The organism is Mediterraneibacter sp. (assembly GCF_030825015.1).
Taxonomy (GTDB): Bacteria; Bacillota; Clostridia; order Lachnospirales; family Lachnospiraceae; genus Mediterraneibacter.
The window spans coordinates 63,206-79,262 of the sequence record NZ_JAPJQP010000004.1; the positions used below are offsets into that span (position 1 = coordinate 63,206).

General features: G+C 42.6%; 10 protein-coding genes. All 10 read right to left on the reverse strand.

Features of this window, described 5'->3' with window-relative positions; all coding sequences use genetic code 11:
* The coding region (locus RCH61_RS03715; RefSeq protein WP_306479909.1) for a discoidin domain-containing protein at nt 1–4,492 on the reverse strand (4,492 nt) is incomplete at its 3' end.
* Nucleotides 4,493–4,901: 409 nt separating this feature from the next.
* Nucleotides 4,902–9,845 carry a discoidin domain-containing protein gene (locus RCH61_RS03720; RefSeq protein WP_306479910.1) on the reverse strand — a complete coding sequence of 1,648 codons (4,944 nt, stop codon included), beginning with the start codon at nt 9,843–9,845 and terminating at the stop codon, nt 4,902–4,904.
* Nucleotides 9,846–10,255: 410 nt separating this feature from the next.
* The gene (rplA, locus tag RCH61_RS03725) at nt 10,256–10,948 is read right to left on the reverse strand and encodes a 50S ribosomal protein L1 (protein ID WP_178006395.1); all 693 of its coding nucleotides are present in this window, start codon (nt 10,946–10,948) and stop codon (nt 10,256–10,258) included.
* Between the two features lie 158 nt (nt 10,949–11,106).
* Nucleotides 11,107–11,532: a 50S ribosomal protein L11 gene (gene rplK / locus RCH61_RS03730; protein ID WP_004844918.1), complete on the reverse strand. Its 426-nt coding sequence runs from the start codon at nt 11,530–11,532 to the stop codon at nt 11,107–11,109.
* A 51-nt stretch (nt 11,533–11,583) separates the two neighbouring features.
* Nucleotides 11,584–12,102, reverse strand: a complete 519-nt coding sequence (gene nusG / locus RCH61_RS03735; protein WP_004844917.1) for a transcription termination/antitermination protein NusG — start codon at nt 12,100–12,102, stop codon at nt 11,584–11,586.
* A gap of 25 nt (nt 12,103–12,127) precedes the next feature.
* Nucleotides 12,128–12,325 (reverse strand): preprotein translocase subunit SecE, encoded by a 198-nt coding sequence (secE, locus tag RCH61_RS03740; protein ID WP_178006396.1) that lies wholly within the window; start codon nt 12,323–12,325, stop codon nt 12,128–12,130.
* Between the two features lie 21 nt (nt 12,326–12,346).
* Nucleotides 12,347–12,496, reverse strand: coding sequence for a 50S ribosomal protein L33 (gene rpmG, locus RCH61_RS03745; RefSeq protein ID WP_009321242.1), 150 nt, complete (start codon nt 12,494–12,496; stop codon nt 12,347–12,349).
* A gap of 220 nt (nt 12,497–12,716) precedes the next feature.
* Nucleotides 12,717–13,877: an AI-2E family transporter gene (locus RCH61_RS03750; protein ID WP_306479911.1), complete on the reverse strand. Its 1,161-nt coding sequence runs from the start codon at nt 13,875–13,877 to the stop codon at nt 12,717–12,719.
* Between the two features lie 95 nt (nt 13,878–13,972).
* Nucleotides 13,973–15,316 (reverse strand): phosphoglucosamine mutase, encoded by a 1,344-nt coding sequence (gene glmM, locus RCH61_RS03755; protein ID WP_306479912.1) that lies wholly within the window; start codon nt 15,314–15,316, stop codon nt 13,973–13,975.
* A 164-nt stretch (nt 15,317–15,480) separates the two neighbouring features.
* Nucleotides 15,481–15,915 carry a hypothetical protein gene (locus RCH61_RS03760; RefSeq protein ID WP_306479913.1) on the reverse strand — a complete coding sequence of 145 codons (435 nt, stop codon included), beginning with the start codon at nt 15,913–15,915 and terminating at the stop codon, nt 15,481–15,483.
* Nucleotides 15,916–16,057: the final 142 nt, after the last annotated feature.

Here is a 16,057-nt window from a genome sequence, read left to right on the forward strand (position 1 = left end):
GGGCTACTTTCTTTCCATCTTCCACTTTGACTTCTGCAATCTTCTCTCCGTCAGCACCTTTGAATGTTACTGTCCACTCTTCCGGCTGCGGATCAGGCGTCTCAATCTTCTCGAAGCGAGCCTCAATCACAAGATCTCCCTTGATCTCTGTGTCAAAATTAAATTCTTTGCCATCTGCGAACCAACCGATGAACTTGTAGCCTTCTTTCACCGGATCGTTTTCAGGACGGGCTACTTTCTTTCCATCTTCCACTTTGACTTCTGCAATCTTCTCTCCGTCAGCGCCTTTGAATGTTACTGTCCATTCTTCCGGCTGCGGCGTCTCGCCTTCTTTCGTAAAGTGAGCAATCAAAGATGTATTCGTCTCTACAGTAAATCTATATTCTGCATCATCAGACACTTTCTGACCGGTTGTCATATCATACCATCCGGCAAAATTGTAGCCATTCTTAGCAGTTGCTTTTACTGCAACTTCCGATCCTTCATTTACATTCTTTGCAGCGCCTTCAACTTTTCCGCCTTCCTGCGTTTCTACAATAATGTTGCATTTCTGCGGAGCCGCAATATCAAACTCAGATACAGCTACCCAGCCATCGTTCGACTGTTTTGCCACAATTTTAATTCCCCATACAGTCTGCGGAGCAAAACGAACTGTCTTCTTAGCCTGATTGTTTGCGAATGTCTGATTTTCTGCAATCGGAACCCATTCACCATCAGCAGAATTTTTAACAAATAAATCCGCTTTTGTTATAATACCGCTCGCTGCATTTGTTCTTGGTGTAAATGAAACCTTATTAATTTCATAGCCTTTATCGAAAGTAATCTCTCCTGTCACACTGTCAAGATTTCCTTTTGTTTTATTCAAATTATCTTTCAGCAGTTTATCTTCTTTATTTCCGCTGTAATCTGAATGCCAGTGTGTTTCCGGTCTTGAGTCAAACGCCATCTCAAATGTTCCTTCATTTCCAACATTTGTATGCGCGGATGTCGCTGTTCCCGTCCATCCTGATTTATCATTCTGGGTTGTCTCCGGCGCTTCTGTAGAAACAACAACATTGTCAATTACTGCTTTAACCGAATTAGTCTTTGAACCAATTCTCTGAATCGGAAGCAGCAATGTCGAAATAGAAATTCCTTCTTTTCTCGGTTTTCCTTCCGGATCAGTCTGTCTGTTGCGATAAACTCCTGTCGCCTCCATTGCCTGTCCATTAACAATCAAATACGTCTTTGTACCTTCTGTTCTGATTGCAAGATGAACTTTCTCACCTACCGGAAGTTTATAATCGAAGTAGTAATCATAAAGTTCTCTTCTGTATCCGAGTCTTCCGTCTTCCATGATACGGATATCATGAACGTAATCACCGTTATCACCTAAATTATCAGCTTCAAACAGAATTTCTCCTGCTTTCGCTTCTTTGTCTAATGTGATATCGAATTCCAGTGTATTGCCTGTAGCAAGTTTATCAATCGGAGTTGCTGCATAACTTTCTCCGCCTGTCAGTTTCAGACTTCCATTTTCAAGCTTTGCACCGCCTGCCAGCTCAAGGTCTCTCTTGTTTGCCGAACTGTCTTTCTTATCATCAAACTGATATTCCATATATTTACCGGATTCATCAGCTGTTGCTTTGTGATATGGATTGCTGTTTGCAGCATCGCCCAACTGATCTATCACTTCTTTTACCTGCGTCCAGTTCTTATCTGCTCCATCGCCCCAGTCCTTACTTGCGATTGCCGGAAGCGCTGATGCAAAGCGATCATAAATATCAATTTCCGAAATTCCATTTGCACGAGTATCGATACTGTCATTCCAGATAGCATATGTTGCTCCAAGCATCTGATCTGATCCCGCCGGAATTGTTGCCTGATCTCCGAATTTATTCGGAACCCAATTTGTATATAAATGATTCGAATTGAGATAGTCTCCATAATATCCCGCTGCCGGAACAATATAATTCGACTCAAGTGTATTGATCAACTCGTAACCTTTCTCATACATATCCTGTGGATTGGCATAACCTGTGTTCCAAATATTAAGCTGTACGCCTTCTCTTCTTACCGGATATGCTCCCGGCTGATTCTCAAGCATATTGGAAAGGCTTCCCCACATACGAACCGTATATCCTTTTTCCTGAATATATTTGATCATATCATCAGAGAACTTTCTGAAACAGTTTTTCTCACCATAATACTCATCTGTTCCGATATGTACCGTCATGCTCTTATCAAACATATCTTCATTCAGATATTCATCCCATACGCTCTGAACGAAAGCCAAAGACTCCGCGTATTTTGCATCTGAAAGATCGAACTGCTCGCCCGCTCTCTTTGAAGCATTTCCCTGAAGCATCAGGTCAGGACGAACTTTTGTAAATGCTCCTGAATGTCCCGGTGTATCAAACTCCGGAATAATATCAATTCCCATCGCGCGGCAATTAAGGATAAACTGTCTGAACTCTGCTTTCGTATAATGCATATCTTCATTTGTCAGATCCGCTTTATTCTTCCCGCCATTGCCGTCTTTCTTAATGTCAGACTCCAAACGGAAACCTGTGTATGCTTTTTCTCTCGCTTCTTCTGTTGTTGCGAAATCTTCATAGAAGATAAGGTTATCATTCAAATGAATATGGAGAGCATTCATCTTATAATAAGCCATTTCCTTCGCAACGTCTTCTAAAGTTTCCATAGAAACCGGTTTACGCGCAACGTCAAGCATAAATCCGCGAACTTCATACTTCGGATAATCTCTTGTTGTTCCTTTCGGAAGTTTTCCCTCGTTCAATTCTGCAATCTGAAGAATAGAACGTGTTGCCCAATAAGCGCCTGTCTGGTGAGCCGCAGTAATCTTTACATGCGCATCAGAGTCCATAACATAGCCTTCTTCTCCAAGACCATTATCACTCGTATCAAGTGTAAAGTAGATGTCTCCTGCTGCCGGAGTACTTCCTGTTTCAACAGTCATCTTCTTACCGAGTTCCGCTTCATAATCTGCCGCCAAAGCATCTGCCGCAGCTTTGAGATCACCTGCATTCGGATCAACAAGGATCTTGCCGCTGATTGTCACATCACCTTTTGTTTCTCCGCCGTACCACTCAGCCAGCTCCGGAACAACCGCCGGTTTTGCATTAGCACCATTTTCTTTATGTTTTCCCGGAATTGTGATTGTATGTTCTACAGTAGCTTCTGCATAATTCTTCTGCTCTGTTCCCTCTGCTGCAACAGATTCTGCCGTCTTCGTCACCTTATAAATACCTTTAATCTGTGTATCTGTAAGCGGCTGATAGATCTTTCCGTCTCTTCCGACGATCTGCTCATAATCAGCAAGGAACTCTACTTTTACTCCCTCCGGAGTATCCCATGTTAATTGTGTCTTATCTGCATTAAACTTAGGAGCTGCGATTGAATTCGCAAGAGCCTGCAAAGTCTCATCTTCCGGCACTTCCGGATCCGGAGTTGCTTCCGGTTTTACAGCGTACGCACCGAATTCTGCCACAGAAACATTATACCAGTTCGGCACAGCCTCGCCATAGCTCTTCACATTCAAACGGATTTCTTTTGCCCATACCGCATCTTTTAAAGAAATAATTTCCTCTGTAGATGTAATCTGCTGTGTATTTTCATAAACCTGCTTAAATTCTCCAGTTGAGCTGTCTTTTACTTCAATCGTATACTCTTTAATATTTGTCTTTTCCCAGTTAATCTTAAAGTACTGAACTCTCTGCGTAACAGGAAGAGTCACAGTCAAAATACGATCAGCCGCTCCCTTACCTTCATTGTCAGGATTTGTCGCCCAGCGGGTTGTCAGATCGCCATCGATTGCTTTACCCCCCGCCTGAGTATTACCCTCTGTCGGCTCAAAGTCATTAGCTTCTGCCGTTCCTTCCAGACAATAGTTTTCATCAGGAAGAACCTTATCCGGTATTTCGTCTGCATAAACCTGAAAATCATAAAGAGAAACAGACTGCCAGCTCACACTGTCATCCAATGCATCCGGTGTATATCCGTCTATATACAGACGAACATACCTTGCTTCTTTCTGCTCGTCCAAACGGATATTTTCATTAATCCCCGAAATCTTGTCACCGGCCTTTTTCTCATAAACGGTTGTCCATTTAGATTCGTCGTTGTCTTCTCCGGTATCAGAGATCTGAATTTTATAACTTGTAATATTTCTGCGCTCCCACGCAATAACAAATGACCTGAATGATTTCTTCGCACCGAGATCAACTTTCAGCCACTGCGCTTTTTGATCTGAATGCGTATTTGTCGCCCAGCGCGACTGCGGTTTTGGTGCTTCTCGGTTTACCACACCGTCAACTGCTTTTGCAGCAGAATAAACATCCGTTTCTTCTTCACTTGCAGTCGCTGTTTTGTTAAGCGCAAGATTTTCAATTTCTCCTGCCGCCTCAACACTCAGAGGTGCAAGCGGAGCTGCCAATCCAAAGATCATTACTCCGGCAAGCGCTCCCGCGCCGGCGCGCGTTAACTTTTTCATTTTCCTTCCCATTTTCTACCTCTCTGCTTTCTTGATTTTTGACGAGCTTAATTACACTCTTCTTGTCATTATATAATTTTCACATATAAAACACAACTCTTTTCATTTTTCATATTATTTTCATCACTTTTCACTAATTAATAATTCCATTTTTCGCTTTCAAACTATCCTTATTAGAAATAATATACAAATTTGATTCTTACAACACTCACCGGAAGTACCAAAAGACGCATTCCGGCTAGTGTAAGCGCTCGCCAAGGTCCCGGGCAATCCCGGACTTCGACTCGTTGTCATTGCAAAAACTGCCGACAGGAATTACCTGCCGGCAGAAAAATCTGTGTTTTACTGTTTTTTATTTTTCCTGTTTTGCGGAACAATTATTTTTCATTTTCCCAAAACATTCTTTTAATTAGGAACGTTTTTTACGTGATTTCAGAACTACAACACCAGCTCCCGCCGCTGCGCCGAGGCATACGATCCACGGTACTGCATTTGCTGTATCACCTGTCTGAACTGCACCTTCCACCTTATTGTTTTTGTCGTTCTTATCATTTTTATCAGTATTTGATCCCGGTGTAGTCGGAAGCTTCTCAAAACGTGCTTCGATCTTCAGATCTCCTGTGATCGGTGTATTGAAGTCGAACTCTTTGTCTCCAACAAACCATCCGATGAATTTGTAGCCTTCTTTTACCGGATCTGCAGGACGAGTAAGCTTAGAACCATCTTCTACAGTAACTTCTTTTCCATCAATGATTACTGTATGATAATCTTTTGACTCTTCCATCTTCTTATATACAGCTTCAACTGTTGTATCTTTTGTCGGCACAAATGTATATGGTGTTCCAAGAACTCCTGCATCTTTTCCATCTACTTTCCAGCCTTGGAAAATGTATCCGTCATTCGCTTTCGCTGTTACAGTTACTTCTCCTTTATCGTTCATCTCGCTGACTGTGATTGTACCGTTCTCACTCTCTACCGCTGTAACTTTATACTGTGTAAAGCGTGATTCAACGTTCAGATCAGCTGTAATCGGTTGCGTGAAATCTACAGCCGTATCTGTTCCAACGAGATAAAATCCTGCAAACGCATGCCCTGCTTTAGACGGTTCTTCTACTTTCAGAGTCTCTCCATCTTTTACTTTATGTGCTGTTCCATCGATCGTTACTGTCCACTCTTTTGGCTGCGGTATCTCTCCTTCTTTCGTAAAGTGAGCGATTAACGATGTATTCAGCTCTACAGGGAATGTGTATTCTGCATCATCAGAAACTTTCTCTTCTGTAAGGATATCATACCATCCTGCAAACTCATAATCTTTATTCGGAGTTGCTTTTACAGTAACATCTGCATGCTGCATTACTTTTCCGTCTTTTGCACTGCTTTCAACTTTTCCACCTGTTTGAGCTGCAACATAGACTGTCATTTCTTTTACTTTTTCGTTGTCAATATCAAACTCAGATACAGCTACCCATCCATCGTTAGATGCTTTCGCAACAAATTTCACAAACTGGACTTCCTGCTCATCAAAATAGATCGTCTTCTTGGATGCATCAGCAGCAAACTCTTTGTCTTCTGCAACCTTCACCCACTCGTCGCTTTCATTTGCCTTCACATACAAATCAGCTTTTGTTACCTGCCCGCTTGCCGTTCCCTGTCTCGGTGTAAAGGAGAACTGATTGATCGTATATTTCTGACCGAGATTGATCTCTCCGCCGATTTGATCAAAACTTCCCTGCGGTTTCAGTTGATCTGTTGCACCCTGCCAGTTTGAATGCCAAATCGTATTCGTTTTTCCATCGAACGCATATTTAAAAAGACCCTCTGTTTGATTATAAGTCGTCTCTGTATCAACAGCTACTTTCGTCCACGCTGATTTATTGTACTCATCTTTTGATGAAATCGGATCTGCCGTCTTCACTTCTACGTTGTCGATCGTACCGACAATCGAATTCGTTTTTGATCCGATGCGTTGGATCGGAAGAAGAAGCGTTGCATTTTTAATGCCCTGTTTTCTAACCGTATTATCCGTCTGTCTGTTGATATAAATTCCTGTTGCCGGATATTCTTTTTCATCTACGATCAATACCGTCTTCAGAGTATCTGTCACGATCTCCATATGAACTTTCTCGCCAACCGGAAGTTTATAATCGAAGTAGTAATCATAAAGTTCTCTTCTGAATCCGACTCTTCCGTCATCCATGATGCGGATATCATGCACATAATCTTCTCCGCCCGGTGTATCTGCTTCAAACAGAATCTGTCCTGCTCTTGCTTCTTCGGTTAATGTAACATCAAATGACAACGTGTTTCCAACTGCCAGCTTATCAATCGGAGTTGTTGCATAACTCTCTCCGCCTTTTAACTTCAGCGCGCCGTCGATATCTGCATTTTTTGTCTCTCCGAGATCTCTGTTACTTTCGGAAGCATCTTCTTTATTATCGAAACCGTAAGACATATATTTACCGTCTTTGTCTGCTGTTTCTTCAAAGTACGGATTGCTTCCCGGAGCATCTCCAAGATCTTCCGTCTTCTTAGTAAGGTCTGCAAAAGTAAGATCTTCGCCTTCGCCCCAGCCTTTGCTTGCAAGAACCGGAAGCGCATCCTCAAAACGCTCAAAGTTATCAACTTCCGAAATACCCTGTGCCGCTGTGTCGATATTGTCATTCCAGATTGCAAACGTACTTCCGAGCATCTGATCAGATCCTGCCGGAATGATTGTTCCGCCCATGTTATTCGGAATCCAGCTTGTGTAAAGGCTTTCTGTATTCAGGTAATCCCCATATCCGCCTTTGCCGCCGCTTCCATTCGGAACCATGTAAAGAGTGCCGTCCAATGTATTAATAAGATCAAATCCATCGTTATACATCTGCTTCGGATTCGAATATCCTGTATTCCACACATTCAACTGTACATTATCACTTGTTACCGGAACTGTTCCGTCTCCGTCAAGCTGAGTCAAACTTCCCCACATGCGAACAGTACGATCTTTGCTTTGAATAAATTTAATCATATCATCGGAGAAATGACGGAACGCATTCTCTTCACCATAGTATTCATCTGTTCCAATATGTACTGTCATGCTGTCATCAAACATATTGTCTGTCAAGTATTCATCCCATACGCCCTGCACAAATTTAAGGCTCTTACTGTACTGGCTGTCCGGTGATGTTACATCTCCACTTAAATCAAACTGTTCTCCTGCTCTGTTTGCAACTCCACTTACTACTTTATTCTGCGGAAGCATCAGATCCGGACGAACCTTTGTAAATGCTCCCGAATGTCCCGGAGCATCGATTTCCGGTACAATGCTTACGCCCTGTGCCTCAGACTCCTCGATAAAGTTCTTGAAAGCTTCCTTCGTATAGAACAAATCTTCATTTGTCAGATCTTTCTTGTTTTCTCCGCCCTCTTTAATGCTGGATTCAAGACGGAAACCTGTATATGCTCTCTCACGGGCAACTTCTGCGTTTGTAAAACTTTCATAGAAGATCAGGTTATCATTCAAATGAACTTGGAAATCATTCATCTTATAGTATGCCATTGCATCCACAAAATCTTCCAGAGAATCAAGAGACGCCGGTTTACGGGCCACATCCAAACTAAAGCTTCTAACTTTAAACTTCGGATAATCTTTCGTAATACCTTTCGGAATCTCACCATTGTTCAATTTCACAATCTGGAGAATGGAACGTGTTGACCAATAAGCGCCCTGCGCCTGCTCTGCCTTCACATTTACCTTATCATCCATCTCCATGATATAGCCTTCTTCGCCAAGTCCGTTTTTATCATCTTTTGCAAAAACGATATCTCCTGCATCTTCGCCGCTGTCAACGACCTGAAGATCAACACCGTACTCTGCTTTGTAATCTTCTGCAAGAGCTTCTGCAGCCGCTTTAAATGCCGCGTCTTTGTAAACGATCTTTGTGCCTTCACCGATCTTAACAGTTCCGGCTTCTGTTCCGCCGTACCACTCTGCCAGTTCCGGAATTACGACCGGTTTCGCATTCGTTCCTGCATTGTCATATTTACCCGGAATTGTAACTGTGTGCTCTGTTGCTCCTTCTGCCGTCTCATTGCCTTTTGTTACTTTATAAATTCCTTTCACTTTCGTCTGCGTAAGAGGCTGATAGATCTTGCCGTCTCTTCCGACGATCTGCTCATAATCTGCAAGGAATTCTACTGTAACGCCTTCCGGCACTTCCTGCCATTCTAATCCGGTTTTATCAGCTTTTACGGTCGGAGCTGCCAGTTTGTCCGCGATCTGTTTTGCCGTTGCATTCCCGTCAATAACATCTGACTCCGGCTTAACGGCATATGCGCTGAACTCTGCTACGGAAACATTGTACCAGCTTCCTGTCGCCGCTCCGTACTCCGTTACGTTCAGTTTCAGTTCTTTCGCCCATACAGGAGTTTCTAACTCGATAATCTGCTCAGCTTTCGTAACCTGCTCGTTGTTTGTATGGACAACTTTAAATTCGCCGCCTTCTTTCTCTGCCGCTTCAATCGTATATTTCTTCGGAGTCGGTACTCCGCTTGCCGGCATTTCCCAGTTAATTTTAACGTACTGCACCCACTGCGCCGCCGGAAGCTTCACTGTCAGAGTACGCGCTGTCGTTCCTTTTCCATCACTTTCTGTTGCCCAGCGCGTTGTCAAATCTCCGTCAATCGCTTTTGCCGGACCTTGTTTCCCCGGCTCAGATGACGTTTCCTCAAAGTTACTTGCCTCGGCAGTTCCTTCTAAGCAGTAGTTCTCATCCGGAAGAACTGTATCAGGAATCTCGTTTGCATAAATCTGGAAGTCATACAGGGAAACGGATTTCCAGTTCGTCTGATCGTCTGCCGCGTTCGCCGTATATCCGTCAATATACAAACGTACATACCGCGCTGTCTTTGCTTCCGGCAAATGAATATTTTCATTTATGTTGGAAATGTGGCTATTCCCTGTCTTTGTGTAAACATCTTCCCAGGAATTGTCTTCACCTGTCTCAGAGATCTGGATCTTATATCCTGTAATGTTTCTTCTCTCCCATGCAAGGACAAAAGACTGAAATGTTTTTTCCTCTTTCAAATCAATCTTAAGCCACTTCGCATCTGCATCTCCGCCTGTATTCGTTGCCCAGCGGGATTGATCTTGCTTTCCTGCGGTTCTGTTGACAATACCGTCGACAGCTTTATCTGCACCATAATAATTTGTCTCACTGTCGCTTGCCGTCGCTGTTGAACCAATCGCCAAATTGACCAATTCGTCTGCCGCCTCAACGCTCAGAGGTGCAAGCGGAGCTGCCAATCCGAAGACCATTACTCCGGCAAGCGCTCCCGCGCCGACGCGGGTTAACTTTTTCATGTTCCTTCCCATTTTCTACCTCTCTGCTTTCTTAGAAATTTTTAACGAGAGAAAACACGTTTTTCGCACTTCTCTCGTTATTACTACTGATAAACTCTCAATGATAAACGCTCAACGAAGAGTTTATATCCTCGTTTAGTCAGAGTCGATACAAAAAGACACAACTTCCCGATAATGACTCTTTTATTATTATAATTTTTTTCCTCACAAAACTCAACATTTTTTATCTAGCACACGATTTTTTGTGATTTTTAACAATAACCCCTTTCTTTTTCACACAGAAAAAAGGCTTTTAAAGGGCTTTTTCTTTTAAAAAATTGTCAATTTTACTATTCGCGCATTCCGGGATTGTAAGCGGTCGCCATACAGCAAACGAGGCAGCACATGCTAAGATGTACTGCCTCGTTCGTATATTGCTTTAATTATGCAAGTTTCATCGGGTTTACCTTCACTCCAGGTCCCATTGTAGATGTAAGCGTAATGCTCTTCAAATACTGACCTTTAACTGCTGCAGGTCTTACCTTATTGATTGCATCGATAAGCGTCTGGAAGTTGTCCGCTAACTGTTCCTCAGTAAAGGATGCTTTACCGATCGGAACATGGATAATGTTTGTTTTGTCAAGTCTGTACTCGATTTTACCGGCTTTGATATCGTTGATCGCTTTTGTTACATCCATCGTAACTGTTCCGGCTTTCGGGTTCGGCATAAGACCTTTCGGTCCAAGTACACGTCCGAGACGTCCTACAACACCCATCATATCCGGTGTAGCTACAACTACGTCAAAATCAAGCCATCCTTCATTCTGGATCTTCGGAATAAGCTCGTCTCCACCTACAAAGTCAGCTCCTGCTGCTTTTGCTTCCTCTGCTTTTGCATCTTTTGCAAATACAAGAATACGAACTTTTTTACCTGTTCCGTGCGGAAGAACTACAGCGCCACGGATCTGCTGATCTGCATGACGTCCGTCACAACCTGTTCTGATGTGAGCTTCGATTGTCTCGTCAAACTTTGCTGTTGCTGCTTTTTTCACTAATGCTACCGCTTCTTCTTTTTCGTAGAGGTTTCCTCTCTCGATCAGTTTTGCAGCTTCGATATATTTCTTTCCTCGTTTCATTTTACAATAACCTCCTTGTGGTATTTGCGGGAACGTGCCCCTCCCACTTCTTTCAAATCACTTGATGTTTGTTTCAATGCATCACGGATGTCTGCGTTCTGCCGTTCAAAACCGATTCATCCTCATCGCGCTTTGACCGTACAGACGAAACTCTGTGCCTACTCTTCTACTACTACACCCATAGAACGGCATGTTCCTGCTACCATGCTCATAGCAGATTCAACTGTTGCCGCATTAAGATCCGGCATTTTCAGTTCCGCGATCTCCTGAAGCTGAGCTTTTGTGATCGTCGCAACTTTATTTTTGTTCGGTACGCCTGATCCAGACTGGATCTTGCAAGCTTTTTTAATCAAAACTGCTGCCGGCGGTGTCTTTGTAACGAAGCTGAAACTTCTGTCATTGTATACTGTGATGACAACCGGAATGATCAGATCTCCCTGATCTGCTGTTCTTGCGTTGAACTGTTTTGTAAATTCAACGATATTAACACCGTGCTGTCCAAGAGCCGGACCAACCGGCGGTGCCGGAGTTGCCTTGCCGGCAGGAATCTGCAATTTGATATAACCTTCTACTTTTTTTGCCATTTCAATTACCTCCTTGTGGTATTGTCGGGGTCAAACCCCTCCCACTTACTTTTAATCCATTTTTTTCACTTCTGAAAAACTAAGTTCAACCGGTGTATCACGGCCGAACAGCTCAACATTGATCGACAAGCTCTTTTTCTGTTCGTTCATGCTCTGCACAGTTCCCACCGTGCCTTCCCATGCACCGCTGAGTACGACAACCATATCGCCGACTCCAAAGTTCACGATAACATTGTCTCTCTGAATACCGAGATTTTCCATCTCATGTTCCTCAAGCGGAACCGGTTTTGATCCCGGTCCGACAAACCCTGTCACTCCGCGGGTATTTCTGACTACATACCATGTATCGTCATTCATAACCATATGGATCATCACATACCCCGGAAACATCTTGCGCTGAACCGCTTTCTGAACACCGTTTCTCAATTCTGTCGCTTCTTCCATCGGAACGCGGACTTCAAGAATCTGATCTTCCAAATGACGGTTCTCAATCGCCTTATCAATATTCGCTTTTACTTTGTTTTCATACCCTGAATAAGTATGAACTACATACCATTTTGCTTCTGACATAAAATCACCTTTCTGCTGCGGTCAACTATTTTATCAATAAGTCAATCCCGTATTTCAAGATCACATCGATCACTGCGATCAATGCTCCGAGAATTACGGAAACAGCAACAACTGCCGTGGTCTGTCTTGCAAGTGTTTTCTTATCCGGCCAAATAACCTTTTTAAATTCTGCCTGAAGTCCTTTGAACCAGCTTTTTTTCTGAGTCTTTTCTGTTTCACTCATAATTCCACTTCCCTCCGACGACTACTTCGTTTCTTTGTGCAGTGTGTGTGATTTGCAGAATCTGCAGTATTTTTTCGTTTCCATACGATCCGGATGAGCTTTCTTATCCTTCGTCATGTTGTAGTTACGGTTTTTACATTCCGTACACTCCAGTGTAATTCTTGTGCGCACAACTTCCACCTCCGCTTTAATTATTCACTACTTGTTACTGACGGCTGCGACCCCGTCAAAATTTAGGCATAAAAAAAAGACCTACTTCCATTCGCCGTAGTATTGTACCACGGAAAATGGTAGTAAGTCAAGATATTTATTAGATTCCTAGTGCAAGTGTTCTTCAAATGCCGTTATTTATTTCTTTTCACTATTTTTTTCATTGCTGTCAATCAGACATTTATTGCCCTGCATGATCTGAGCCACGTTTCAATTCAAGTCTTTTATACACATTCTCGCGGAACAAAGTGTAGACAACAGACACCAGTGGAATAAAGATCAGCATTCCCACAACTCCCATCAGACTGCCGCCGATCGTCACCGCCGCAAGTACCCAAATGGATGGAAGTCCCACAGAATTTCCAACCACTTTCGGATAAATGAGATTCCCCTCAATCTGCTGAAGCACGAGGAATAAAATCACGAAGAACAGCGCCTGCAGCGGATTGACCATTAAAATAAGAAAGGCTCCCACTACACAGCCGATAAACGCACCGAAAATCGGTATCAGAGCTGTAAACGCCACAAGGACACCGACAAGAAGCGCATATGGCATATTTAAAACGCTCATTACTACAAAAAACATTGATCCGAGAATAAGAGCCTCAAGGCATTGACCTGCCAAAAAGTTAGAAAACGTTTTCGCCGTCAGCGTACATACTTTCAGGAATCTGTTTTCCCACTTTTCCTTCAAAAATGCATGCATCACTTTTTTCACCTGAACACACAATTTCTCTTTTTGAAGCAGAATATAGCAGGCAAATACAAAAGCAATCACAAATGTAGTCACGCCATTCACAATAGATCCAATCGCATATACCGTAGAATTCAAGACACTTCCCGCTCCATTTCGGAAAAAGCCGATCGCACCATCCAGCAGTTTGTCCAAGTCTACATTCAGATTGTCGAGCCACGCCCGGATCTCACTGTTATTCGTGAACAGCTCCTCCAAAAAGCGTTGCGCCTCGGGAACAAACGCCTGTATTGTTTTTCCGAGAGAAAGCACCGTCTGCGCCAATTCCGGAATGACCACAAACATTACAAGCACGACAACACCGATCAGAACTGTGATTGTAAGCACGAGACTCAACGGACGGGCAAGCCGTTTTGCCAGCTTTTTTTCTTTCATCCGTTTATTTCCAAACAACTTTTCTTCAAAAAAGCTCATCGGCACATTCAGTACAAAGGCAATTCCCCCTCCGATCAGGAATGGCATTATAATACCGAACGCAAAACCGATCCACTCAAACAGCAGTTTATAATTCCAAAGGGCTATGAGAAGAATGATCGTAAATACGATCAATTCTCTCATTTTTTTCATGTTTTCTTTATTTAAATCCATATATTTTCTATTCCTGATTTCTATTTTTTCTTTGCGAAATTATAATGCGCTTCCATAATTCAAATCAAGAGATCGTAATATCGGCTTTTTGTTCCTTACTCTGTCAATCCCTGCTCTTCAATCACTTTCACAACACTGTCTACATATTTTTCACAAATCTCATCAGTTGCCGCTTCCACCATTACGCGGATTACCGGCTCTGTACCACTCTCACGGACAAGGATTCTTCCATCGCTTCCGAGTTCTTCCGCTACTTTCTGTACAGCTTCCTGAACCGCAGGATTTTCTCTTGCCGTCTTCTTGTCTGTTACACGAACATTTTTCAAAAGCTGCGGATAGATCTTCACTTCACTTGCAAGCGTTCCAAGAGACTGTTTTTTCTCAAGGATCACTTCCATGATCAAAAGTGACGTAAGGATTCCGTCGCCTGTTCTTGCATGTTTGCTGAAAATGATATGACCGGACTGTTCTCCTCCAAGAACGAAACCATTTTTCAGCATATTTTCATACACATATTTATCTCCTACCGCAGTCTGCTCATATTTCATACCGATCTTATCACAAGCTTTGTACAAACCTAAATTTGACATTACTGTTGTGACGATTGTATTTCCTTCAAGGCGTCCTTGCTCCATGAGATATTTTCCACATATATAGAGAATTAAATCGCCGTCTACAACATTGCCGTTCTCATCAACTGCAATACATCTGTCAGCATCACCGTCATACGCGAATCCGACATCCAGTTTTTTCTCTTTTACAAACTCCTGAAGAACATGGATATGGGTTGATCCGCAGTCTGTATTAATGTTCGTTCCATCCGGCTCGTTATTGATCACATACGTCTTTGCGCCAAGTGCATCAAACACGCTCTTCGCAATCGCAGAAGAACTTCCGTTTGAGCAGTCCAGTCCAACTCTTATATCTTTGAATGAACGAGTTGCAACCGAAATCAAATGTCCGATATACCGATTTCTTCCAGCCGCATAATCAATCGTGCGTCCGATCTTTTCTTTTGTTGCCAGCGGAAGCTCTTCGATCTCCCCGTCGATATAAGCCTCGATCTTCTCTTCTACTTCTGCTTCCAATTTGTGTCCTGCACTGTTGATTACTTTAATTCCATTATCGTAGAACGGATTGTGGCTTGCAGAAATCATAATACCACAGTCGAAATCTTCTGTTCTCACTACATAAGAAACACTCGGTGTTGTTGTAACATGAAGGAGATATGCATCCGCACCCGAAGCTGTCAATCCTGCCGCAAGCGCATACTCGAACATGTAACTGCTTCTTCTCGTATCTTTTCCGATTACGATTCTCGCTTTGTGATCCTGTCCGAAATACCATCCAAGATAACGTCCTACTTTAAATGCATGTTCTACTGTCAACACAACATTTGCTTCACCGCGAAATCCATCCGTTCCAAAATATTTTCCCATAATTATTATCCTCTTTGCTCTTTTATAATATTTATGCTGCAAAAGAATCTTCTACCCTCTTTTGTGACATAACCTCATTATATTACCATTACAAAAAAGTTACAAGTATTTCTTATATGTTACATTTCTCATTTTTTTGTGCATTTTTACGCATTTTTCATCGTTTATGAACAATTATTACAAGGATCGTCCAAACCATCCTCTTTCTGCTTTTTTCCAAATTTTTCTCTGTTTTTATTTCCCCGTCTTTTACTATGCCCTATATGTATTCCCAAATGTATGACAATCAAAATAACCAGCAGAAGCGCGGATACTTTATGTCCCACCGACATATAGACGACTCCGCTCAAGGTAACAAAAAGCATATCCAGCACAAGCAGCACATTTATTGCCGCGCATCGCAGCCGCTTCCCTTTCTGTACTCCTTTTCGCATGTTCCGCCACCAGGATAGATTCGCAAGATTATGCAGCACAAACAAAACAAGAAATGTAATTCCTAATACGATGTGCATTCCCTTTCCAGTCATCCTCTCTGACATCAATAAAAGCAGCAAAACTACCATTAAAATGTCAATTATCAATTTACAGCGCTTTTTCATCTTTGTCTTCCTTTCCTTTACAGTATGGTTAGTCATGGCTAACTATATCATACTTCAAAGATGTTTTCCACTCTTTTTTCATTTTTTAGTGCAAGCGCTTACTTCGATTTCGCTTCGCTTCATCTCACTGCCGCGCGTTGTC

What these genes read in the sequence shown, in the direction of transcription:
- RCH61_RS03720 (WP_306479910.1), bottom strand. Translation starts at nt 9,845, where the DNA reads ATGGGAAGGAACATGAAAAAGTTAACCCGCGTCGGCGCGGGAGCGCTT.
- rplA (WP_178006395.1), bottom strand. Translation starts at nt 10,948, where the DNA reads ATGAAACGAGGAAAGAAATATATCGAAGCTGCAAAACTGATCGAGAGA.
- rplK (WP_004844918.1), bottom strand. Translation starts at nt 11,532, where the DNA reads ATGGCAAAAAAAGTAGAAGGTTATATCAAATTGCAGATTCCTGCCGGC.
- nusG (WP_004844917.1), bottom strand. Translation starts at nt 12,102, where the DNA reads ATGTCAGAAGCAAAATGGTATGTAGTTCATACTTATTCAGGGTATGAA.
- secE (WP_178006396.1), bottom strand. Translation starts at nt 12,325, where the DNA reads ATGAGTGAAACAGAAAAGACTCAGAAAAAAAGCTGGTTCAAAGGACTT.
- RCH61_RS03750 (WP_306479911.1), bottom strand. Translation starts at nt 13,877, where the DNA reads ATGGATTTAAATAAAGAAAACATGAAAAAAATGAGAGAATTGATCGTA.
- glmM (WP_306479912.1), bottom strand. Translation starts at nt 15,316, where the DNA reads ATGGGAAAATATTTTGGAACGGATGGATTTCGCGGTGAAGCAAATGTT.
- RCH61_RS03760 (WP_306479913.1), bottom strand. Translation starts at nt 15,915, where the DNA reads ATGAAAAAGCGCTGTAAATTGATAATTGACATTTTAATGGTAGTTTTG.